Origin of the sequence: Hwangdonia lutea, assembly GCF_032814565.1 — a bacterium.
Lineage (GTDB): Bacteria > Bacteroidota > Bacteroidia > Flavobacteriales > Flavobacteriaceae > Hwangdonia > Hwangdonia lutea.
In genome coordinates this window covers 2,208,140-2,230,663 of the sequence record NZ_CP136521.1, presented here as the reverse complement: position 1 = coordinate 2,230,663, position 22,524 = coordinate 2,208,140, and the positions used below count along the sequence as shown (strand labels likewise).

Annotated in this window: 33 protein-coding genes; 2 read left to right on the top strand and 31 right to left on the bottom strand. The window is 36.0% G+C overall.

From position 1 onward, the window contains the following. The first annotated feature begins 435 nt into the window (after positions 1–435). A complete protein-coding gene (locus RNZ46_RS09680) occupies positions 436–2,487 on the top strand; it encodes a tetratricopeptide repeat-containing sensor histidine kinase (RefSeq protein ID WP_316982001.1) in 2,052 nt (683 codons plus the stop codon). A 151-nt stretch (positions 2,488–2,638) separates the two neighbouring features. Here RNZ46_RS09680 and ctlX read toward each other — a convergent pair whose 3' ends face one another. Beyond that, a complete protein-coding gene (ctlX, locus tag RNZ46_RS09675; RefSeq protein WP_316982000.1) occupies positions 2,639–3,574 on the bottom strand; it encodes a citrulline utilization hydrolase CtlX in 936 nt (311 codons plus the stop codon). 198 nt (positions 3,575–3,772) lie between these two features. Here ctlX and RNZ46_RS09670 point away from each other — a divergent pair, with 198 nt between their 5' ends. Next, positions 3,773–4,342 carry a hypothetical protein gene (locus RNZ46_RS09670; RefSeq protein WP_316981999.1) on the top strand — a complete coding sequence of 190 codons (570 nt, stop codon included), beginning with the start codon at positions 3,773–3,775 and terminating at the stop codon, positions 4,340–4,342. A gap of 131 nt (positions 4,343–4,473) precedes the next feature. Here the strand turns inward: RNZ46_RS09670 and RNZ46_RS09665 are convergent, their stop codons facing one another. The 30 genes from RNZ46_RS09665 to rplW form a co-directional block, all read right to left on the bottom strand. Continuing rightward, complete coding sequence (locus RNZ46_RS09665; protein WP_316981998.1) at positions 4,474–5,388, bottom strand: dimethylarginine dimethylaminohydrolase family protein; 915 nt, start codon at positions 5,386–5,388, stop codon at positions 4,474–4,476. A gap of 349 nt (positions 5,389–5,737) precedes the next feature. Continuing rightward, positions 5,738–7,024: a citrate synthase gene (locus RNZ46_RS09660; RefSeq protein ID WP_316981997.1), complete on the bottom strand. Its 1,287-nt coding sequence runs from the start codon at positions 7,022–7,024 to the stop codon at positions 5,738–5,740. Between the two features lie 181 nt (positions 7,025–7,205). Further along, on the bottom strand, positions 7,206–8,498 hold the full coding sequence (eno, locus tag RNZ46_RS09655) for a phosphopyruvate hydratase (protein ID WP_316981996.1): 1,293 nt from the start codon (positions 8,496–8,498) through the stop codon (positions 7,206–7,208). Positions 8,499–8,733: 235 nt separating this feature from the next. After that, on the bottom strand, positions 8,734–9,837 hold the full coding sequence (carA, locus tag RNZ46_RS09650) for a glutamine-hydrolyzing carbamoyl-phosphate synthase small subunit (RefSeq protein ID WP_316981995.1): 1,104 nt from the start codon (positions 9,835–9,837) through the stop codon (positions 8,734–8,736). Between the two features lie 117 nt (positions 9,838–9,954). Beyond that, positions 9,955–10,431 carry a 50S ribosomal protein L17 gene (gene rplQ, locus RNZ46_RS09645; protein WP_316981994.1) on the bottom strand — a complete coding sequence of 159 codons (477 nt, stop codon included), beginning with the start codon at positions 10,429–10,431 and terminating at the stop codon, positions 9,955–9,957. Positions 10,432–10,490: 59 nt separating this feature from the next. Further along, positions 10,491–11,483, bottom strand: coding sequence for a DNA-directed RNA polymerase subunit alpha (locus RNZ46_RS09640; RefSeq protein WP_316981993.1), 993 nt, complete (start codon positions 11,481–11,483; stop codon positions 10,491–10,493). Positions 11,484–11,578: 95 nt separating this feature from the next. Next, positions 11,579–12,184 carry a 30S ribosomal protein S4 gene (gene rpsD / locus RNZ46_RS09635; protein ID WP_316981992.1) on the bottom strand — a complete coding sequence of 202 codons (606 nt, stop codon included), beginning with the start codon at positions 12,182–12,184 and terminating at the stop codon, positions 11,579–11,581. A 173-nt stretch (positions 12,185–12,357) separates the two neighbouring features. Continuing rightward, on the bottom strand, positions 12,358–12,741 hold the full coding sequence (rpsK, locus tag RNZ46_RS09630; protein ID WP_316981991.1) for a 30S ribosomal protein S11: 384 nt from the start codon (positions 12,739–12,741) through the stop codon (positions 12,358–12,360). A gap of 102 nt (positions 12,742–12,843) precedes the next feature. Further along, a complete protein-coding gene (gene rpsM, locus RNZ46_RS09625; RefSeq protein ID WP_316981990.1) occupies positions 12,844–13,218 on the bottom strand; it encodes a 30S ribosomal protein S13 in 375 nt (124 codons plus the stop codon). Between the two features lie 3 nt (positions 13,219–13,221). After that, positions 13,222–13,338: a type B 50S ribosomal protein L36 gene (gene ykgO, locus RNZ46_RS09620; protein ID WP_013305171.1), complete on the bottom strand. Its 117-nt coding sequence runs from the start codon at positions 13,336–13,338 to the stop codon at positions 13,222–13,224. A 6-nt stretch (positions 13,339–13,344) separates the two neighbouring features. Beyond that, positions 13,345–13,560 (bottom strand): translation initiation factor IF-1, encoded by a 216-nt coding sequence (gene infA, locus RNZ46_RS09615; RefSeq protein ID WP_007094967.1) that lies wholly within the window; start codon positions 13,558–13,560, stop codon positions 13,345–13,347. Between the two features lie 11 nt (positions 13,561–13,571). Continuing rightward, the gene (gene secY, locus RNZ46_RS09610) at positions 13,572–14,918 is read right to left on the bottom strand and encodes a preprotein translocase subunit SecY (protein ID WP_316981989.1); all 1,347 of its coding nucleotides are present in this window, start codon (positions 14,916–14,918) and stop codon (positions 13,572–13,574) included. A 15-nt stretch (positions 14,919–14,933) separates the two neighbouring features. After that, positions 14,934–15,386, bottom strand: a complete 453-nt coding sequence (gene rplO / locus RNZ46_RS09605) for a 50S ribosomal protein L15 (protein WP_316981988.1) — start codon at positions 15,384–15,386, stop codon at positions 14,934–14,936. A 19-nt stretch (positions 15,387–15,405) separates the two neighbouring features. Continuing rightward, positions 15,406–15,585, bottom strand: a complete 180-nt coding sequence (gene rpmD / locus RNZ46_RS09600) for a 50S ribosomal protein L30 (protein ID WP_316981987.1) — start codon at positions 15,583–15,585, stop codon at positions 15,406–15,408. Between the two features lie 11 nt (positions 15,586–15,596). Further along, positions 15,597–16,121: a 30S ribosomal protein S5 gene (rpsE, locus tag RNZ46_RS09595; protein WP_092847729.1), complete on the bottom strand. Its 525-nt coding sequence runs from the start codon at positions 16,119–16,121 to the stop codon at positions 15,597–15,599. Positions 16,122–16,127: 6 nt separating this feature from the next. Further along, positions 16,128–16,484, bottom strand: coding sequence for a 50S ribosomal protein L18 (gene rplR, locus RNZ46_RS09590; protein WP_316981986.1), 357 nt, complete (start codon positions 16,482–16,484; stop codon positions 16,128–16,130). A gap of 10 nt (positions 16,485–16,494) precedes the next feature. Then, on the bottom strand, positions 16,495–17,037 hold the full coding sequence (gene rplF, locus RNZ46_RS09585; protein ID WP_316981985.1) for a 50S ribosomal protein L6: 543 nt from the start codon (positions 17,035–17,037) through the stop codon (positions 16,495–16,497). Between the two features lie 18 nt (positions 17,038–17,055). Continuing rightward, entirely contained in the window at positions 17,056–17,454 is a 399-nt protein-coding gene (gene rpsH, locus RNZ46_RS09580) for a 30S ribosomal protein S8 (RefSeq protein ID WP_311939225.1), read from the bottom strand. A gap of 75 nt (positions 17,455–17,529) precedes the next feature. After that, positions 17,530–17,799 carry a 30S ribosomal protein S14 gene (gene rpsN, locus RNZ46_RS09575; protein WP_316981984.1) on the bottom strand — a complete coding sequence of 90 codons (270 nt, stop codon included), beginning with the start codon at positions 17,797–17,799 and terminating at the stop codon, positions 17,530–17,532. Between the two features lie 3 nt (positions 17,800–17,802). Then, positions 17,803–18,354, bottom strand: a complete 552-nt coding sequence (gene rplE / locus RNZ46_RS09570; protein ID WP_316981983.1) for a 50S ribosomal protein L5 — start codon at positions 18,352–18,354, stop codon at positions 17,803–17,805. A gap of 2 nt (positions 18,355–18,356) precedes the next feature. Continuing rightward, a complete protein-coding gene (gene rplX, locus RNZ46_RS09565) occupies positions 18,357–18,668 on the bottom strand; it encodes a 50S ribosomal protein L24 (protein ID WP_316981982.1) in 312 nt (103 codons plus the stop codon). A 15-nt stretch (positions 18,669–18,683) separates the two neighbouring features. Next, entirely contained in the window at positions 18,684–19,052 is a 369-nt protein-coding gene (rplN, locus tag RNZ46_RS09560) for a 50S ribosomal protein L14 (RefSeq protein ID WP_311939213.1), read from the bottom strand. Positions 19,053–19,054: 2 nt separating this feature from the next. Continuing rightward, a complete protein-coding gene (gene rpsQ, locus RNZ46_RS09555) occupies positions 19,055–19,312 on the bottom strand; it encodes a 30S ribosomal protein S17 (protein ID WP_034043311.1) in 258 nt (85 codons plus the stop codon). A gap of 12 nt (positions 19,313–19,324) precedes the next feature. After that, on the bottom strand, positions 19,325–19,516 hold the full coding sequence (rpmC, locus tag RNZ46_RS09550; RefSeq protein ID WP_019386275.1) for a 50S ribosomal protein L29: 192 nt from the start codon (positions 19,514–19,516) through the stop codon (positions 19,325–19,327). Positions 19,517–19,529: 13 nt separating this feature from the next. Beyond that, the gene (gene rplP, locus RNZ46_RS09545; protein ID WP_316981981.1) at positions 19,530–19,949 is read right to left on the bottom strand and encodes a 50S ribosomal protein L16; all 420 of its coding nucleotides are present in this window, start codon (positions 19,947–19,949) and stop codon (positions 19,530–19,532) included. 21 nt (positions 19,950–19,970) lie between these two features. Next, entirely contained in the window at positions 19,971–20,690 is a 720-nt protein-coding gene (gene rpsC / locus RNZ46_RS09540; protein ID WP_316981980.1) for a 30S ribosomal protein S3, read from the bottom strand. A 7-nt stretch (positions 20,691–20,697) separates the two neighbouring features. Beyond that, positions 20,698–21,105, bottom strand: coding sequence for a 50S ribosomal protein L22 (gene rplV, locus RNZ46_RS09535; protein ID WP_311939202.1), 408 nt, complete (start codon positions 21,103–21,105; stop codon positions 20,698–20,700). A gap of 6 nt (positions 21,106–21,111) precedes the next feature. After that, entirely contained in the window at positions 21,112–21,390 is a 279-nt protein-coding gene (gene rpsS, locus RNZ46_RS09530) for a 30S ribosomal protein S19 (protein WP_139001944.1), read from the bottom strand. A gap of 3 nt (positions 21,391–21,393) precedes the next feature. Continuing rightward, positions 21,394–22,221 (bottom strand): 50S ribosomal protein L2, encoded by an 828-nt coding sequence (rplB, locus tag RNZ46_RS09525; protein ID WP_316981979.1) that lies wholly within the window; start codon positions 22,219–22,221, stop codon positions 21,394–21,396. Between the two features lie 10 nt (positions 22,222–22,231). Next, the gene (rplW, locus tag RNZ46_RS09520) at positions 22,232–22,522 is read right to left on the bottom strand and encodes a 50S ribosomal protein L23 (protein ID WP_316981978.1); all 291 of its coding nucleotides are present in this window, start codon (positions 22,520–22,522) and stop codon (positions 22,232–22,234) included. Between the last annotated feature and the right edge of the window lie 2 nt (positions 22,523–22,524).

The window sequence follows — 22,524 nt, the reverse complement described above, 5'->3', positions numbered from 1 at the left end:
TAAGTGGGCAAAGATAGGATATTTATTAATTTATAAAGTTCAAAATAATTCCAATAAATAAAAAGTCTGATGCCATGTAAAGCAATTATACTTTTAAAAGTAAAAATTTAAAAGTGCATTTCGTCGATAAAAGTGTCGTTTTTCTATTTTTTATGCCGTTAATCTATTCGTCGATTTTATCATAAATTTTCATTGTTCTTTTTATCTGATTTTTTGGTATTAAAACGCAGAAATTAGCATTATGTATCTCTTTTTACAACTTTTGTTTTGTAAAGCTATTTAATTCAACATTTAAAGACTATTTAAAACAAATATTGCAACTTAATAGAGTAATCTTTATTTCCCTCAAATAAGGCACTTTATATCATTATCACTGCTTTGTTATTGGTGTAATTTAGATATTGTATGAGGAGAATAATTACGTTATTTTTATTTATGTCTGTCTGCTCGGGGTATTCTCAATCCAAAGAGTTGGACAGTCTTTCTATACAATTAGCTTTCCAAAATCAAGACAGCTTAAAAGTTGATACGTCACTTAAACTTATAAAACTTCTTTACGAAACAAATGATTTTGATCGCGCTATTAAATATATTATTGAAAGCGAAAAACTATCAAACCAACTTAACTACCATAAGGGTATTGCCGAAGTGGCATTTTACAAAGCCTTAATTTATGCGAACAAAAACGACTACATAAACGCGGTTAACGGTTACAAAAAATCGAAAGCGTTGTTTCGTCAATTAAATGATGTGGTTGGGGTTGCAAAAGTTAACAACAGTATTGGTTTACTGGAAATTAAACGCGGTAATTATGCTTTGGGTCTTCAATATGCATTATCGGCCATTGAAGAGTTAGAAAAACGAAACCTTACCAACGAACTCAAACTATCGTACAGCAATTTAGCTAAGGCGTATTACAATATTAATGCCCGAGATAAGGCTATTGAATACTACCTTAAAGCCGCAGAAATACAAGAACAATTAAATGACATTAAAGGCTTAAACGAGTCTAATAGTTATTTGGCTGAATTGTTTTCGGCAAGAAAAGAACATAGAAAAGCTATTGAATATTACGAAAAAATATTGAATAGCAAGCGTGTAAACAGAGATTCCGTCCGAAGAATGGTTTACCCAAAATTAGGCGGCGAATACTTGAAATTCAATGATTTTGACAAAGCCGAAAGATACCTGGTAAAAGGTTATAATTTAAACATCCGAAGTAAGGATAAGTCCAGTTTTTTAATCGTGCTCAACAATTTGGGTGAATTAAATTTACAACAAGGGCGTCTGGTTTTGGCCGAAAAGCAATTACAGCAAGCGGGCGACATTGCAAAAAAACTCAACAACAAAAAAGAACTGTTAAGACACTATAAGCTCATGAAGGTTCTCGACTCTACCAAAAAAAGATTTGATAGGGCCTTTGATTGGCAACGCGAATACTATACATTAAAAAATGAGTTAAACGAAAACAGTGCACATGTTAACCTTAAAACCAATGAAGTCGCCAAACTTGAATTGGACCCGGATTTTGGGAAAGAAGAAGAAACAACGCCAAAAAATGACATAAAACCCGAGCCTGTAAACAACGTCGCCGTTTCGGAAAGCAAACAACAATTCGATAGGTTTAAACTTATTTTTTATGCATTATTAGCCGCATTAGCTATAGTTTCCACTTTTTTAATATTAGTTTATTTAAAGCGAAATAATAGAATAAAATACGCCCAAGAACTTGAAGAAAAAAATATCAAAATTCAATTACAAAACGAAGCTTTTCAAGAACAAACCAAGCATCTTGAAAACGTAAACAATGTAAAAGACAAGTTGTTTTCCATTGTATCGCACGATTTAAAAGATTCGCTATCGTCAATCAATGGGTTTATAGATTTGTTAAAAGATGGCTCGCTCTCGCGCGAAGAATTCGATAATTTAATTCCGGAGCTAAGCGAAAATGCCAATAGCGCCTCCTTATTACTGTTCAATTTATTAAACTGGTCCAAATCCCAAATGCATTCATTAGAACCCAAACCAAGCCTGTTTGATGTGCAAGAAGTTTTTGAGGATAAAATTAAGCTCATCGAGCAACGTATGGAAAACAAAGGCATTACGCTTGTAGATCGCTCAATGCGCGACTTCGCTTATGCCGATAGAAGCATGTTTGAAATTGTTATCCAAAATTTACTGGCAAACGCCTTAAAGTTTAGCAATAGCGGCGACACCATTACCATTTCAAACCGCATTAGTAATGGCAGTTGCATTATTAGCATTGCCGATACAGGCGTTGGCATTTCCAAACAAAACCTAAACAAGCTCTTTAAAAGCAACACCTTTACAACCTTAGGCACCAATAACGAAAAAGGAACCGGATTAGGACTTTCCATTTGCAAAGAGTTAATCGAACTCAACAACGGTGAAATATGGGTAGAAAGCACCCCAGATGTTGGCAGCACATTTTATGTAAAATTACCAAAATCGAAACCAACAGCTTAAATCTCGCTAAGCAAATATTTTTAAAAATTTGGGCGTTACCCCACTTGTTCGCTGAGGCTCTCGAAGCGGGGTCGGGCTTTCGGCAGTCGCTTCCTCCTTTGTCGGCGAGCTCCAACAAATGCCTCAATCCCTAACGCACCTATTTGCCATCTTATTTTTTAGGCAAAAACACCTCGGCCATCATGCAACGGGCACTACCGCCACCACAAGCCTCAATAGTATCCAAAGAACTCGATAGTATTTTAGTATGTTTTTCTAATTTTTCAATTTGATGTTTTGTAAGCGAATCATAAGCCGATTGGCTCATTATTAAATATAACACATCGTCAGTTCCTTTTACCTGTAACATATTACCCGCAAAACTGGCAACTTGCTCCTCGCTAATATCTATAATCTCTTTGCCGTTTTCCTTTAAATGCTTAATGACGTTTTTACGTTCTTTTTTATCATCAATACTAGCTAAGCAAATTACGGCAAAAGTTTCACCCAAACACATCATAACATTGGTATGATAAATGGCCTTTCGCTTATTATCAACGGTTTGGTATGCTGTAAAAATTACCGGTGTATATTCAAAATCCTCACAAAATTCTATTAACAAATCTTCATCGGCACGAGCCGATAGCGCACAATAAGCCTTACGATTTACCCGATCCAATATGACGCTACCAGTACCTTCAAGAAATACATTCTCTTCTTCGGCACTCGTGTAATCCACTATATGATTGATTACAAACCCTTCCTCTTCCAAGGTTGTTAAAACATCTTCACGTCGTTCCAAACGCCTGTTTTCTGCAAACATGGGATATAACCCAACGTTCCCGTTTTCATGAAACGAAATCCAGTTGTTCGGGAAAATAGAATCGGGTGTATCAAACTCCTCGGTATCGTTTACCACCACCACATGCACACCAATGCCTCTTAGTTTATCCACATAGGCATCAAACTCCTTTTGTGCTTTGGTGTTTATAGTTTCGGGCAAAACACCATCAATGGGTTCTTGGTAATAATTGTTTACGGCCGTTTGCTCGTTCATCCTAAAATTTATAGGACGAATCATTAAAATAGTATTTGTGGTTTGTTGCATTATTACTTAATCATTATAGTCACAAAAGTATAACTATTTTATATTAAAAAATACGATTAGAACAGAATTTGGTTAAGAATAAAAAAACTTGATTTTGTGAGAATAAAACGATAGTTTCGTTTATCGGTGGATATAAATAATTCAAAACAACCATTCATATCCTAAAGCCATTGTAACACATTTGACCAAATCAAGAAAATGCAAAAAATTAAAGATTGGAAAGAGTTTATTAACCGAATTTTAATTGACAGCGGACAATTTGATAATCCAACTTTTGAATTAGTAAATGAAACGGAAATTGAAACATTCAAATCGACTGATAAAAACTCTCTAACCGAAATACAAGTTGGGTATTTTTTAAAAGAAAATAAACTGATTTATCTTCATATTTATAATCCGACAGTTCCTGGCTATAATGAATATGTTTTCAGCGAATATTTTTACAAGTATGATTTTACACCAGACGAAAGCTATGGAGAGCCAGCTTTGGAATATAATGAACGAAATCGGAATGGAGTTCTCTCAATTCTCACAAGCGAATTAAAAGGAAAGGAAGTTCAGATTATTAAAGACAAAAAGATTTTGAAATCCAAACTGTATATTTCTGAAAACAGTCCGAACTTTTACTTGTCGTATGATTTTACAAAAAGAGGTTTTTGGAATAAACTTTTTGGCCAAAAAATTCACAATATGGACGGAATTGAAATAAGAGAAATAGAACTTAATACAATATTTAGAGGAATAAAAACGTGTAACAACACGGTATAAAATTAATTGCTATTTTAGTGCTTAAACAAAAACCGTTGCAATTTTGTTACGTCTGATTTTCCTGCGGAAAATCCTCGCACACAAAACCGCCACTAATCATCCACAAAACCATTAAACGAACCTCTCCAAAATCAATCCCTAATCAAAGGCAATGTTGAACAGCGCAGCAAACCTTCCTGTTTTGCTATTTCGGCATAGGGGACTTCTTCAACCGTAAATCCTTGTTGGCGCAACCAGGTGTTTAATCGGGTAAAGTTTTGTTCGGAAATAATAACCTCTTCAGAAATTGAAAACACGTTACTGTTCATGTGGTACATTTCGTCTTTGGTAATTTCAAACACATTGTCCTTCCCGAAAAAATTCAATAACCACTCGTATTCGCTTTCTACTAAAAATCCGTTTTTATGTAAAATGGCTTTGTTGGTTCCAATGGGCTGAAAACAACAATCTAAATGCAGTGCGTTTTCTTTGGGGTTGGTGTTTGATTTTCTAAGTTCGAAAGCCTTTACCATCTTGTTTGGAAACAACTCTTTTATGGCCGTTACAGCATTGGTGTTGGTACGTGCCGTGATATAATCTGGGTAATCGGCACCGGAGTAGGTCCCTATAAAAATATAATCGTTCCAAGGCATTACATCGCCGCCTTCCACATGGCATGCTTCGGGCAAAATAATTCTGTTTTCTTCGGCCACTTGGTTCCAGATATAATCGATGGCGTGTACCTCTTCTTCCCGATTTGGAAGAATATTGGCACGTATCATCTTATCTTCAATTACAAAAGCGATATCGCGCGAGAATATTTGATTGCAGTCTTTTATCACTTTTGGTCGGTACACCTCGACCTCATATTTTTTAAAAACAGTAGCCACAACTTCCATTTCTTTAACCATATCGGCTTCTTTGGGATAGGTGCCCGCCAAAACATGTTCGATGCTTTTAGGGTCGTAACAATCCTCAACCTTAGGTGTCGGCCCGTTGCTTTCTGCGGTTCCTAAAACAACGGCTCTCAATCGAGAGGTTTCATTTTTAATATTCAATTTCAACATGATGCAAACGTAAAAAATATATTCTTTTTTTTAGATATTCCCATCAAAAATATTATTTTATTATTTATTCTTCAATGAAAACAAAAAAGCTTCATAAAAAATTATGAAGCTTTTATTTATTAAAATATTAACCCGTTGTGCATTTTGAATAGAAAAAATATCAATATGTCAATTCGAGTGATTTTGAGGTACGAAAAATAGTACTTCGGCAAGTTCTGTAGAACTATCGAGAATCAATTTCAAGTTAAAATTCTTATTCTCGATACAAATTTTACTTATTCCAATCGTAAAATTCACTCGAATTGACAGACTTTTTTCAAAATGCACAAGAGGTTTAAAATATTAATATCTATCTATTGTCTATGGTTTTAAACGGTCTGTGTGTTTCGCCAATATATAATTGTCTTGGTCTGCCAATAGGTTCTTTTCTCAATCGCATTTCTCGCCATTGAGCAATCCAACCCGGTAAACGCCCCATGGCGAACATTACCGTAAACATTTCTACCGGAATGCCCATGGCTCTATAAATAATTCCGGAATAAAAATCGACGTTTGGATATAGTTTTCTATCCACAAAATAGGGATCTTCCAAGGCTTCTTTTGCTAAGCCTTTGGCGATATCCAAAATAGGGTCGTCTATTCCTAGATCGGCTAAAACTTCGTCGGCCGCTTGTTTAATAATAAGTGCTCTTGGGTCAAAGTTTTTGTAAACTCTATGTCCAAAGCCCATTAAACGGAAAGGATCGTTTCTATCTTTAGCTTTCGCCATGTATTTTTTAGTGTCTCCACCATCGGCTCTAATGGCTTCAAGCATTTCTAAAACCGCTTGGTTAGCACCACCATGAAGTGGTCCCCAAAGCGCCGAAATTCCAGAGGCCAGCGACACAAATAAACCTACATGAGATGAGCCTGCAATTCTTACGGTTGACGTCGAACAGTTTTGCTCATGATCGGCATGTAAAATTAAAAGTTTATCCAAGGCGTTGACCAAGATGGGGTTTTGTTCGTAGTCATCACTTGGGCTCTTAAACATCATCTTTAACAAATTCTCAACATAGCCCAATTTATTGCTCCCATAATCTAAGGGCAAACCATTCTTTTTACGCAAGGTCCAAGCCACCAACACCGGGAATTTTGCCATTATCCTCACAATAGCATTGTACATTTGTTCTTCTGAGTTTACATCTACAGAAGATGGATAAAATGCTGTAAGCGCACTGGTTAACGAAGATAGAACACCCATAGGATGTGCCGATTTTGGAAATGCATCTAAAATCTTTTTAATATCATCATCTACAACAGAATGCGACCTAATATCGTTTCTAAACTTATCTAATTGTTCTTTTGTTGGTAATTCTCCAAAAATCAAAAGATACGATACTTCTAAGAAGCTGGCTTTTTCGGCCAGTTCTTCAATGGCATATCCTCTATATCTTAAAATGCCTTTTTCGCCGTCTAGAAAGGTAATTGCGCTTTCACAACTTCCCGTATTTTTATAACCCGGATCTATTGTGATTACTCCATCTGTTGCACTTCTTAATGATTTAATATCTATGGCAACTTCATTTTCCGTTCCTACACGTAAAGGAAACTCATATTTATTACCGTTAACTTCTAACGTAGCTTTATCTGACATATAGTAAAATTTTTTATTGAATTGTAGTCGAAACCGACTTGACGAATTTACAAAATATCTCCCTATTTTTAAAGCATATCACAAACGATTTCGCTGATTTGGGCATTAATAAAATTGATGGCAAATAAAAAGGGCGACTATTAAAAATAATAAGCGCCCTTTTAAATTATTTAATCGGTATTTATTTAATTTTAAAAGCCTTTTCTTGAGGAAAATAAGCAACTTCACCCAACTCTTCTTCAATACGAAGCAATTGATTGTATTTTGCCATACGGTCGCTACGTGATGCCGAACCGGTTTTAATCTGGCCTGTATTTAGTGCTACGGCTAAATCTGCAATAGTATTGTCTTCAGTCTCTCCAGAACGGTGAGACATTACCGAAGTGTAACCTGCATTATGAGCCATATTTACAGCGGCAATGGTTTCGGTTAATGTTCCTATTTGGTTTACTTTAATAAGGATAGAATTGGCAATACCCTCTTCAATGCCTCTTGATAAACGCTCTACGTTGGTTACAAATAAATCGTCGCCTACCAATTGCACTTTATCTCCAACCAAATCGGTTAAGTGTTTCCAGCCTTCCCAATCGTTTTCGTCCATACCATCTTCAATAGAGATGATTGGATATTTAGCAGCCAATTCAGCCAAATACTCTGCCTGCTCTTTTGATGTTCTTACCACACCCGAATCGCCTTCAAACTTTTTGTAATCGTATTGTCCGTTTTCAAAAAACTCAGCGGCCGCACAATCTAAAGCGATTTTTACTTCGTCGCCAAATTTATAACCCGCATTTTCAACGGCTTTTGCAATCGTATCCAAAGCATCTTCGGTTCCTCCTGGTAAGTTTGGCGCAAATCCACCTTCATCACCAACGGCTGTACTTAAGTTTCTATCGTGTAATACTTTTTTAAGATTATGGAAAATCTCGGTTCCCATTTGCATTGCATGCGAAAAGTTTTTAGCCTTTACCGGCATAATCATAAACTCTTGAAAAGCAATGGGTGCATCACTATGCGAACCACCATTAATAATATTCATCATTGGTAATGGTAACGTGTTTGCAGAGGTGCCGCCTACGTAACGATACAATGGCATGTTTAATTCGTTAGCAGCAGCTTTTGCAACCGCTAAAGACACCCCTAAAATAGCATTAGCACCTAGTTTGGATTTGTTTGGTGTGCCATCTAAATCAATCATCATTTTATCAATAAGGTTTTGCTCAAAAACCGAAATACCTATAAGCTCTTCAGCAATACTGGTATTCACGTTTTCAACCGCTTTTAAAACCCCTTTACCCATATAAGTATCTCCGCCATCACGTAACTCAACGGCTTCGTGCTCTCCGGTTGATGCTCCCGATGGTACGGCAGCTCTACCTAAAATGTTATTTTCTGTTACTACATCAACTTCAACTGTTGGGTTTCCTCTAGAATCGAGAATTTGTCTTGCGTGGATATTAATTATAATACTCATAATTGGTTTATTTTTAATCGTTTAACTATTTCAAATTTACGCTTAAATATTGTCTTATTTTAGATGTTTTTGAAGAATTTCACAAAATCACATCTATAACGTTTTAGTGAATTCCTACGATATGGGAATGCCTCCCCTTGCTTCGCAATAAATAACATCGTGCTGTTGGTTATTAAGGAATTCCATTATAATAAACCCCAAGAATAGCGTTATATTTTTGGGGTTTATCTAAGTTTTATTTCTTTATATTTTCGATAAATTGATCGAAAAGATAGGATGAATCATGTGGTCCAGGACTAGCTTCTGGATGATACTGCACCGAAAAACAGTTTTTGTTTTTTATGGCCAAACCTGCCACGGTGTTATCGTTTAAATGCACATGGGTTACTTCTAAATCCGGGTTTGCTTCGGCTTCTTCTCGGTTTACTGCAAATCCGTGATTTTGGGACGTTATTTCGCCCTTACCTGTTTTAAGGTTTTTTACCGGGTGATTGATACCGCGATGTCCGTTATGCATTTTATAGGTTGACACCCCATTTGCCAAGGCAATAACTTGATGCCCTAAACAGATACCAAAAAGTGGTAAATCCCTTTTAATGATTTCTTTGGCAATTTCTTGGGCTTCAACCAATGGTTCTGGATCGCCAGGACCGTTTGACAAAAAGTATCCATCGGGTTTAAAGGCTTCTAAATCTTCAAATTTTGAATTATATGGAAACACTTTTATGTATGCATCGCGTTTGGCAATGTTTCGAAGAATGTTCTTTTTAATACCAATATCCAAAGCCGATACTTTATAGGTAGCGTTTTCATCACCAAAATAATAGGGCTCTTTAGTGGATACTTTTGATGCCAACTCCAAACCATTCATTTCGGGCACTTCGCTCAGCTGCTTTTTTAAACCTTCTATATTATCAACCTCTGTTGAAATTACAGCGTTCATAGCACCGTGGTCTCTAATATAGCTCACCAAGGCTCTGGTATCTACATCTGAAATGGCCAGTAAATTATTGTCTTCTAAAAATTCTTCTAAAGATTTATCGGCAATATCCCTTGAGTATTCGTAGCTGAAGTTTTTTACGATTAAACCTGCAATTTTTATACCTTCGGATTCCACTTCATCTTTATTCGTGCCATAATTACCAATATGTGCATTGGTTGCCACCATAAGTTGACCGTAGTACGATGGGTCTGTAAAAATTTCTTGATAACCAGTCATTCCGGTATTAAAGCATACTTCGCCAAATGCGGTGCCTTGTTTGTTGCCTACAGCTTTACCGTAAAAAATAGTACCATCGGCTAGAAGTACGATGGCTTTTTGTCTTTTTTGATATTTCATCTATTGCTTAAATTCATAAGATTCCCGCCTTCGCGGGAACAGGGTTTTACAAAATTGCATAAAAAAAAGGATAAACTAAAATAGTTTATCCTTTATATTTAAAATGCTTATTAACATTTATTCTTCTTCTTCGTTTGTTGCTTTATTTTCTACAACTGGAGCAACAGCAGGTTTAGAACCTCCTCTTCTGCTTCTACGAGTCGTTTTCTTCGCTTTCTTGCCTGCGTTATAAATTTCGTTATAATCTACAAGTTCAATCATAGCCATATCTGCATTATCACCTAAACGATTACCAAGCTTTATAATTCTGGTGTAACCTCCTGGTCTGTCACCAACTTTAGTCGCTACATCTCTAAACAATTCCGCTACAGCGTCTTTTTGTCTTAAGCGCGACATTACGATACGTCTGTTATGTGTTGTATCTTCTTTAGATTTGGTAATCATAGGCTCAACAAATTGCTTTAACGCCTTTGCTTTAGCTACTGTGGTGTTAATACGCTTGTGCTCGATTAAAGAACAAGCCATATTTGCCAACATTGATTTTCTGTGTGCAGTTTTTCTGCCTAAGTGATTGAATTTTTTTCCGTGTCTCATGACATTTGTTTTATCATCTTGCTACCAAACTCGACTAGCGAGGAGCAAAATATGATTAATTAATCTTTATCTAATTTGTATTTTGATAAGTCCATCCCGAAGTTTAAACCTTTAACGTTTACAAGCTCTTCAAGCTCTGTTAATGATTTTTTACCAAAGTTACGGAACTTCATTAAATCGTTTTTATTGAATGACACCAAGTCTCCTAAAGTATCAACCTCTGCAGCTTTTAAACAGTTAAGTGCACGAACCGATAAATCCATATCGATTAATTTCGTTTTTAATAACTGACGCATGTGTAATGATTCTTCATCATACGTTTCCGTTTGTGCAATTTCATCAGCTTCAAGAGTGATACGCTCATCAGAGAATAACATGAAGTGGTGAATTAAGGTTTTAGCACCTTCGGTTAAAGCATCTTGAGGCGTAATTGAACCATCGGTAATGATTTCGAAAACCAATTTTTCGTAATCGGTTTTTTGCTCTACACGGTAGTTCTCAATACTGTACTTTACGTTTTTTATTGGTGTGTAAATTGAATCTGTAAAGATGGTGCCTATTGGTGCAGAAGACTTTTTGTTTTCTTCGGCAGGCACGTAACCCCTACCTTTTTCAATTGTAATTTCCATGTTAAAGTTAACCTTTGGATCTAAGTTACAGATAACTAATTCTGTATTTAACACTTGGAATCCTGAGATGAATTTCTGGAAATCGCCAGCTGTAATTTTTTCTTGTCCGGAAATTGAAATTGAAATTGATTCGTTATCAATATCTTCAATCTGTCTTTTAAAACGAACTTGTTTTAAGTTTAAGATGATTTCTGTGACATCTTCTACAACTCCAGCGATTGCTGAAAACTCATGATCTACACCTTCTATTCTAACCGATGTAATTGCAAATCCTTCTAAAGAAGACAATAAAACTCTTCTTAATGCATTACCAACTGTTAGTCCGTAACCTGGTTCTAGTGGTCTGAATTCGAATTTACCTTCGAAATCAGTAGAATCAATCATGATTACTTTATCAGGCTTTTGAAAATTAAATACTGCCATATTGTTCTTCGTTTTAATTGTTATTTGGTTGCGCGGTTTATAAGTTTGAAGAACACTAATAAACCCTTTGGCCAAATACCAATGTGATTAATTTATTATTTAGAATATAATTCGACGATGAATTGCTCGTTTATGTTTTCTGGAATTTGAATTCTAGCAGGAACAGAAACGTATGTTCCAGATTTAGTTTCGTTGTTCCAAGTAATCCATTCGTAAACCGCGCTTGAGTTTGAAAGTGATCTTTCGATAGCGTCAAGTGATTTTGATTTTTCTCTAACCGCTACTACATCACCAGCTTTTAATTGGTAAGACGGTATGTTTACCAACTCGCCATTTACGGTAATGTGTCTGTGAGATACTAATTGTCTTGCACCACTTCTTGAAGGAGAAATACCCATTCTGTACACGACATTGTCTAATCTAGACTCGCAAAGTTGTAATAAAACCTCACCTGTAATGCCTTGTGCAGCTCTTGCTTTTTTAAATAAACCTCTAAATTGACGCTCTAAAATACCGTAGGTATATTTAGCTTTTTGTTTTTCCATTAATTGGATTGCGTATTCAGATTTTTTTCCACGGCGTCTGTTGTTTCCGTGTTGACCTGGAGGGTAATTTCTTTTCTCGAAAGATTTATCTTCTCCAAAAATAGCTTCACCAAACTTTCGGGCTATTTTAGTTTTAGGACCAGTATATCTTGCCATTTTTAATTGTTTTTAAGAGTGATTATGAATTAAGGTCTTAATCTTATCCTTCGATAATCATTTTATCTCTTGATTGATACTTGATTATTATTTTTTTCAGTTTGCAAATTTACATATAAAAAATTAATATCAACTGTAAAAACAATTGATATTAATTCCTATAAAATATATTATTAAACTCTTCTACGTTTTGGAGGACGACAACCATTGTGTGGTAATGGTGTAACATCAATAATTTCTGTTACTTCGATACCAGCGTTGTGGATTGAGCGGATAGCAGATTCTCTACCATTTCCTGGTCCTTTTACGTATACTTTTACTTTCTTTAAACCAGCTTCTTGTGCTACTGCAGCAGCATCTTCAGCGGCTAATTGTGCAGCGTAAGGGGTGTTCTTTTTAGAACCTCTGAATCCCATTTTACCTGCAGACGACCATGAAATTACATCGCCTTTTTTGTTGGTAAGTGAAATAATGATGTTGTTAAACGAAGCTGTTATGTGCGCTTCTCCAACAGCATCAATAATAACTTTACGTTTTTTTGTGCTTGTTTTTGCCATATTGTTTTAGTTCTCAGTTATTAGTTGATAGTCGCTAGAATCCTAAACCTTTTAAATTTCAAACAGATTCCTTCCAACGTCTAAATACTAAAGACTAATTAATTATTTGGTTGCTTTCTTTTTGTTAGCAACCGTTTTTCTTCTACCTTTTCTAGTTCTAGAGTTGTTTTTAGTACGTTGTCCTCTTAATGGAAGACTTGCTCTGTGACGAATACCTCTGTAACATCCAATATCCATTAATCGCTTAATGTTTAATTGTGTTTCAGAACGTAGTTCACCTTCAATGGTATATGTTCCAACAGCTTCACGAATGCCCGCTATTTGATCATCTGTCCAATCTTGAACTTTAATACTTTCATCAACTTTAGCTGTAGCTAAAATTTCTTTTGCTCTACTTCTACCTACACCGTAGATATAAGTTAAAGAGATTACTCCTCTTTTGTTTTTTGGTATGTCTACACCTGCAATTCTTGCCATAGCTTATCCTTGTCTTTGTTTGAATCTAGGATTCTTTTTGTTAATTACGTAAAGTCTACCTTTTCTGCGCACGATTTTACAATCTGCACTTCTTTTTTTAACTGATGCTCTTACTTTCATTTTGTACTAGTATCTATAAGTTATTCGAGCCTTCGTTAAATCGTAAGGACTCATTTCTAATTTAACCTTATCTCCTGGCAATAATTTAATGTAATGCATACGCATTTTACCAGAAATATGTGCTGTCACAATGTGACCGTTTTCTAATTCTACCCGGAACATCGCATTTGATAATGCTTCAATAATGGTTCCGTCTTGTTCTATTGCTGCTTGTTTTGCCATAGTTTATAATATTAAGCTACTGCTTTTCTATTTTTACCTGTTTTCATCAAGCCATCATAATGCCTATTTAACAGATAAGAATTTATCTGTTGCATGGTATCGATTGCAACACCAACCATAATTAATAGTGATGTGCCTCCAAAAAACAAGGCCCAACCTTGACTTACGCCCATAAGTTTAACTATAAATGCTGGAAACACAGCAATAAGTGCTAAAAATATAGAACCCGGTAAGGTAATTTGAGACATGATTTTATCGAGGTATTCTGAGGTTTCTGACCCTGGACGAATGCCTGGTATAAAACCACCACTACGTTTTAGATCGTCTGCCATTTTATTGGTTGGTACCGTAATTGCTGTATAAAAATATGTGAATACAATAATTAATAATGCAAAAGTTACGTTGTACCAAAATCCAAATAAATCTGAATAGTTTGCTTGCATCCAAGCACCAACAGTGGAATCTTTCAATAAAGCAGACCCCCCAATCCAACTTGGTACAAACATGATAGCTTGTGCAAATATAATTGGCATTACCCCAGAAGCATTAAGCTTTAACGGGATATATTGTCTTGAGCCGGCCATAGCACTTTTTTCGTAACCACCAGATGCCGTTCTTCTTGCGTATTGTACCGCAATTCGTCTAACACCCATTACTAACATGACAGAAGCTAGTATAATTACAAACCAAATTACCAATTCAAAAAGAATTAACATCACGTTATTTCCTTCTAATCTTGTCGCTGCATTTTGGATAAACGACTGTGGCAATGTAGCAATAATACCTACCATAATTAATAATGAAATACCATTACCAATACCTTTATCGGTAATTTTTTCACCTAACCACATCGCAAAAATACAACCTGTTACCAAAATCGTAACCGATGAGAAATAGAACAAAAAGCCAGTGCCTAATAAAAATGCACTTGGTGGAATGCCCAACTGCGGTAAAGCAGCTAAGTATCCTGGTGCTTGTAACAAACAGATAGCGATGGTTAACCAACGTGTAATCTGAGTAATTTTCTTTTGTCCGCTAGAACCTTCTTTTTGTAATTTTTGAAGGTAAGGAATAGCTATACCCATTAATTGCACCACAATAGAAGCAGAAATATATGGCATGATACCCAATGCAAACACCGAAGCGTTAGCAAAAGCTCCACCTGTAAAGGCATTAAGTAAACCTAACAAACCTCCATCGGTAGTATCGGCTAAACCTCCTAATTGGGCAGCGTCAATACCAGGTAAAACCACTTGTGCACCAAAACGATAAACTAATAACAGACCGAGTGTAACTACAATCCTGTTTCTTAGTTCCTCTATTTTCCAAACATTTTTTATTGATTCTATAAATTTCATACTTATAATAAAATATTATAATGTTACAGCTTCTCCTCCTGCAGCTTCAATAGCAGCTTTTGCTGAAGCAGAAAACTTGTGTGCAGATACTTTTAGTTTTGCTTTCAATTCACCTCTCCCTAAAATTTTAACAAGGTCGTTTTTACCTGCTAAACCGTTGGTGAATAAGGTTTCGAAATCTACGGTATCTTTTATTTTCTTGTCATCAACCAATTGTTGTAAGGTATCAAGATTTATCCCTTGATATTCTACACGGTTAATGTTAGTGAAGCCAAATTTAGGTACACGTCTTTGTAGTGGCATTTGACCACCTTCAAATCCTAATTTCTTAGAATATCCAGAACGCGACTTAGCTCCTTTGTGACCACGTGTTGCCGTACCACCTTTTCCTGAACCTTGTCCGCGACCTACTCGCTTGCCTTGTTTTTTTACCGACCCTTCTGCCGGTTGTAAGTTACTTAAATCCATTTTTTTTGGTTTATATTTTTTAAGCTTCTTCAACAGAAACTAAATGTGAAACTTTAGCAACCATACCTAATATATTAGGTGTAGCTTCGTGCTCTTTTACTTGACCAATCTTTTTAAGACCTAGAGCTTCTAAAGTTCTTTTTTGTCTTAGCGTACGATTGATTGCGCTTTTAACTTTTGTTACTTTAATCTTTGCCATTTCTGTCTGTATTAAGCGTTAAAAACTTGTTCAAGTGTAATTCCTCGGTCTCTTGCAATAGCGTTAGCATCTCTTAATTGTAACAAAGCATCAAACGTTGCTTTTACTACATTATGAGGGTTTGACGAGCCTTGAGATTTTGATAATACATCGTGTACACCAACGGCCTCTAAAACTGTTCTAACTGCTCCACCAGCAATAACTCCGGTACCAGGAGCAGCAGGAATAATGTTTACTCTTGCGCCACCGTATTTACCTTTTTGTTCGTGTGGCAATGTTCCTTTTATAATAGGAATGCGCACTAGGTTTTTCTTGGCATCTTCAACGGCTTTTGCAATGGCACTAGCTACGTCTTTAGATTTTCCTAAACCTTGTCCTACAACACCTGCTTCATCACCAACCACAACGATTGCCGAAAAACCAAATGCTCTACCACCTTTAGTTACTTTTGTAACTCTTTGTACTCCAACTAAACGATCTTTAAGATCTAATCCACCTGGTTTTACTAATTCTGCACTTTTATATTTTTTAAACATAATTTTTTAGAATTTAAGTCCTGCTTCTCTAGCGCCTTCGGCTAGTGATTTTACTCTACCGTGGTATAAATAACCACCTCTATCGAAAGCAATAGTTTCAACGCCTGCTTTTAAGGCTTTTTCAGCAACAGCTTTACCTACTAGGTTTGCTATTTCTGATTTGTTTCCTTTTGCAGAACTAATATCTTTATCTCTTGAAGATGCTGCACTAATGGTTTTACCATTTACATCATCAACTACTTGAGCATAAATTTCTTTATTACTTCTAAAAACAGTTAAACGAGGCCTTGCTTCTGTACCAGAAACAACCTTACGTATTCTGTTTTTTATTCTTGTTCTTCTTTGGTTCTTTGTTAATGCCATAACTTAATTATTAAGCTGATTTACCTGCTTTTCTTCTTAATTCTTCACCAACAAACTTAATTCCTTTTCCTTTGTAAGGTTCTGGTCTTCTAAAACCACGGATTTTTGCAGCTACTTGACCAACAAGTTGTTTATCGAATGATGTTAATTTTACGATTGGATTTTTTCCTTTCTCAGATATGGTTTCCACTTTTACTTCTGGAGCAATGTTTAAAACGATATTATGAGAAAAGCCTAGAGCTAAATCCAGTTTTTGTCCTTGGTTTGATGCTCTGTAACCTACACCAACCAATTCTAGTTCTTTAGTCCATCCTTTTGATACACCTTCAATCATGTTGTGCATTAATGATCTGTATAAACCATGTTTTGCTTTTTGATCTTTAGAATCTGAAGAACGTGTTACCATTACATTACCATCTTCGACTTTAATATCTACAGTGTCAAAATTTTGAGTTAATTCTCCTAATTTTCCTTTTACTGTAACTACGCCGTCCTTTACATCAACTGTAACGCCTTCCGGAATTACTACTGGGTTATTACCTATTCTTGACATGTTTTTCTTCTTTTTAGATTAGTAAACGTAACACAATACTTCGCCACCTACATTATCTCTTTTGGCTTGTTTACCAGTCATTACTCCGTGAGACGTAGAAACAATGGCAATACCAAGTCCGTTAAGGATTCTAGGTAACTCGTTAGAACCAGCATACTTACGCAAACCTGGTTTACTAATTCTTTGTAATTTCTTAATTACAGGTTCTTTGGTTTCTTTGTTGTACTTAAGTGCTATTTTAATAGTACCCTGTACTGTTGAATCGTCGAACTTGTAGCTTAAAATATATCCTTGTTCGAATAATATTTTAGTAATGTCTTTCTTTAAATTAGATGCCGGTATCTCAACCACTCTATGATTGGCACGCACTGCGTTTCTAATTCTTGTAAGATAGTCCGCTATTGGATCTGTATACATATTTATTAATTTGCGGTAATGGTTTTCAAATAGAACTTTTCTTTTGAACCTAATACCAATTTATAATTCTTCTTTTTACCAACTTGCTTTTCTAACACCTGGTATTAAACCTTGGTTAGCCATTTCTCTGAAAGTTACACGGGAAATTCCGAAAACTCTCATATAACCTCTTGGTCTTCCTGTTAATTTACAACGGTTGTGCTGACGTACAGGAGAAGCGTTTTTTGGTAACTTTTGTAATGCTTCGTAGTCTCCAGCTTCTTTTAAAGCTTTACGTTTCTCAGCATATTTAGCTACTGTTTTTGCTCTTTTCACCTCACGGGCTTTCATTGATTCTTTAGCCATAACTTAGTTCTTTTTAAAAGGTAACCCTAGTTCCGTTAATAATGATTTTGCTTCTTTATCAGTATCTGCTGTTGTTACAAATGTAATATCCATACCAGAAATTTTGTTCACTTTATCAATGTTAATTTCCGGGAATATAATTTGTTCGGTAATTCCTAAATTGTAATTACCTCTACCATCAAATCCTGTAGCTTTAATTCCGTTAAAATCTCTAACACGTGGAAGTGCCGAAGTAACTAAACGATCTAAAAACTCGTACATGCGCTCGCCACGTAAAGTTACTTTTGCCCCAATTGGCATGCCTTTACGCAATTTAAACGATGCAACATCTTTTTTAGATAATGTTGAAATAGCTTTTTGTCCAGATATAGTTGTTAACTCCTCAACAGCGTGATCGATTAACTTTTTGTCTGCAACGGCTGCCCCTACACCTTTAGATATAACTATCTTGGTAAGTTTAGGAACTTGCATTACGTTTTTATATCCAAATTCGTCTGTAAGAGCTGCAATTACTCTGCTTTTATACTCTTCTTTAAGTCTTGGTGAATATGCCATAACTATATTACTTCATTAGATTTTGTTGAAAATCTTACTTTTTTATCGCCTTCCATTCTGTATCCAACTCGTGTTGTTTCGCCTTTTGAGGTTAACAATGATAAATTAGATATATGAATAGCAGCTTCTTTCTCTACGATTCCTCCTTGAGGGTTTTGCGCACTTGGTTTCGTATGTTTCTTAACCATGTTTACACCCTCGACAATCGCTTTGTTCTTTGCTATAAATACCTTTTGTACTTTACCTTCAGATCCTTTGTGGTCTCCAGCAATTACTTTTACGGTATCTCCAGTTTTTATTTTAAGCTTTCCCATCTTAATATTTATGTATTAAAGCACTTCTGGTGCTAATGATACAATCTTCATGAATTGTTTGTCACGAAGTTCTCTAGCAACAGGACCAAAAACACGTGTACCTCTCATCTCACCCGTTGGGTTTAACAAAACACAGGCGTTATCGTCAAATCTTATATAAGATCCGTCTGGTCGTCTTACTTCTTTTTTAGTACGCACAACAACTGCAGTTGAAACCGCACCTTTTTTAATGCTTCCATTAGGTGTTGCATCTTTTACGGAAACAACTATTTTGTCTCCTACAGAAGCGTACCTTCTTTTAGTACCACCTAAAACACGGATAGTTAAAACTTCCTTTGCCCCAGTGTTGTCTGCTACTTTTAATCTTGATTCTTGTTGTACCATAATTATTTAGCTCTTTCTAGGATTTCTACTAATCTCCAACATTTTGATTTACTTAAAGGTCGTGTTTCCATGATCTTTACTTTGTCGCCAATGTTGCAATCGTTTGTTTCGTCGTGTGCTACGTACTTTTTCGTTTTTAATACGAATTTTCCATACATAGGATGTTTTACTTTTTTAACCTCTGCAACAACTATTGATTTTTGCATTTTGTTACTTGTAACAACTCCTATACGTTCTTTTCTTAAATTTCTTGTTTCCATCTTTCAGCAGAATTATTGTAATTCTCTTTTAGTTAATTCGGTCGCAATTCTCGCTACGGTTCTTCTTATTGAACGCAATTGAATTGGATTTTCTAAAGGAGATATTGCATGAGCCAATTTTAGGTCTGAATAACTCTTTTTTGTTTCACTAAGTTTTTCTTGTAACTCAGCTACAGATAATTCTTTAATTTCTGATTGTTTCATAATATCAAATAAATTATGCTTCGTAATCTCTAGCGATTAAAAACTTAGTTTTTACTGGCAGTTTTTGTGCTGCTAAACGCAATGCTTCTTTTGCAACGTCTAATGGCACACCACCAATTTCAAATAAAACTCGTCCTGGTTTAACAACGGCTACCCAATATTCAACGGCACCTTTACCTTTACCCATACGTACTTCAAGAGGCTTTTTTGTAATAGGCTTGTCTGGAAATACTTTAATCCAAAGCTGTCCTTCTCTTTTCATGTAACGTGTAGCGGCAATACGAGCTGCTTCTATTTGACGCGATGTTAAAAAATTCGAGTCTAATGCTTTTATTCCAAATTGTCCGAATGAAAGTTGGTGACCTCTACCTGAGTTCCCCTTCATACGTCCTTTTTGTTGCTTACGAAATTTTGTTCTTTTAGGCTGTAACATTTTTCTTTACTTTATAAAAAATTACTTTCTACGACGAGGTCCTTTATTGCCTCCTCTTCCGGCTCCACCTTTTCCTTGCTTTTTGGACAATCCAACAAGCGGAGAAAGCTCTCTTTTACCATATACTTCACCTTTCATGATCCATACTTTAACACCCAATCTACCGTAAGTAGTGTGTGCCTCAACTAAAGCATAATCAATATCGGCTCTAAAGGTTGATAAAGGAATACGTCCTTCTTTGTAATGTTCGCTACGTGCCATTTCTGCCCCGTTTAAACGACCACTAATTTGAATTTTGATGCCTTCAGCATTCATTCGCATTGTAGCAGCAATAGCCATTTTTATGGCACGACGGTAAGAGATACGATTCTCGATTTGACGTGCTATACTTGATGCTACTAAAAATGCATCCAGTTCAGGTCTTTTAATCTCAAAGATGTTGATCTGAACTTCTTTTCCAGTAATGTTCTTAAGCTCTTCTTTTAACTTGTCTACCTCTTGGCCGCCTTTACCGATAATGATACCGGGTCTTGCCGTAGTGATAGTAACGGTTACAAGTTTTAAAGTTCTCTCGATTATTACTCTACTTACACTAGCTTTAGATAAACGCGCATGAACGTATTTTCTAATCTTATCGTCTTCGGCAAGTTTGTCACCATAATCGTTTCCTCCGTACCAGTTAGACTCCCATCCTCTGATAATTCCTAAGCGATTCCCGATTGGATTTGTTTTTTGTCCCATACTCTTATTAAGCTTGTGTGTTATTGTTAGCTCCTACCACTAATGTTACGTGGTTTGAACGTTTTCTAATTCTGTGTGCACGACCTTGAGGTGCGGGGCGCAATCTTTTTAACATTGATCCGCCATCAACTCTAATCTCTTTTACAAATAATTCTGCTGTTTCAACATCGGCATCTTCGTTTTTTGCTTGCCAGTTAGCGATAGCTGATAATAACAACTTCTCTAAACGGCCAGATGCTTCCTTATTGTTAAACTTTAAGATATTAAGTGCATGTTCTACCTTTTCGCCTCTTACTAAATCGGCTACTAAACGCATTTTTCTTGGTGATGTAGGACAGTTATTAAGCTTTGCAAAAGCAACGTGCTTTTTTGCTTCCTTAATAGCGTCTGCCATTTGTTTTTTACGACTTCCCATAGCTTACTACTTTTTACCTTTGTTTTTAGCACCTGCATGTCCACGGAATGAACGTGTTGGTGAAAATTCTCCTAATTTATGTCCTACCATGTTTTCAGTAACATATACTGGAACAAACTGTCGGCCATTGTGTACCGCTATGGTTTGTCCAACAAAATCTGGAGTAATCATACTGGCTCGAGACCAAGTTTTGATTACTGTTTTTTTGTTAGATTCAACATTTGCAGCTACTTTTCTTTCTAATTTATAATGAACGTAAGGTCCTTTTTTTAATGATCTTGCCATGTCTTATTTCTTTCTACGTTCTACAATATATTTATTACTCGCTTTGTTTCTAGCACGGGTTCTGTAGCCTTTAGCTGGAACACCGTTTCTAGAACGAGGATGTCCACCTGAAGATTTACCTTCACCACCACCCATTGGGTGATCAACTGGATTCATTACTACTGGTCTGGTACGTGGTCGTCTTCCTAACCAACGTGTTCTACCTGCTTTACCTCCAACTAACAACTGGTGGTCTGAGTTAGATACAACACCTATGGTAGCCATACAGTTCGCAAGAATTAATCTTGTTTCTCCAGATGGTAATTTAATAGATGCAAACTTTCCATCTCTTGCCATTAACTGCGCAAAAGCCCCTGCACTACGCGCCATAATAGCACCTTGTCCTGGACGTAATTCCACACAAGAAATAATGGTTCCTAACGGAATTTCACTCAACGGCATAGCGTTTCCAATTTCTGGAGCTACACCTGTTGCACCAGATACAACATTTTGCCCAACCTGAAGTCCATTTTGAGCTATAATGTATCTTTTCTCACCATCTTGATAATTCAATAATGCGATAAAAGCGGTTCTGTTTGGATCGTACTCAATAGATTTAACTTCAGCAGGAATACCTGCTTTGTCTCTTTTAAAATCGATAATACGATACTTTTTCTTATGACCCCCACCTATATAGCGCATGGTCATTTTTCCTTGACTGTTTCTACCACCAGACCTTTTGTTCGGAACGAGTAAACTCTTTTCCGGCTTATCAGTAGTTATGGCGTCATACCCATTTACTACTCTAAATCGCTGCCCTGGTGTGATTGGTTTTAATTTTCTTACTGACATTTGTCTTTAATTACATGTTACTGTATAAATCAATCATTTCACCTTCCGCCAGTTGTACAATTGCCTTTTTAACGGCATTTGTTTTACCATGTTGAATACCTGTTTTTGTGAACTTGGTATTACGATCTGGACGGACATTTATAGTACGAACTTTTTCAACAGAAACGCCATAAGCAGCTTCCACCGCTTTTTTGATTTCTATCTTGTTCGCCTTGGTATTCACTGAGAATGTATAGCAGTTTCTCAACTCACTTTGAGCTGTCGCTTTTTCTGTGATTATAGGTTTAATTAAGATACTCATGG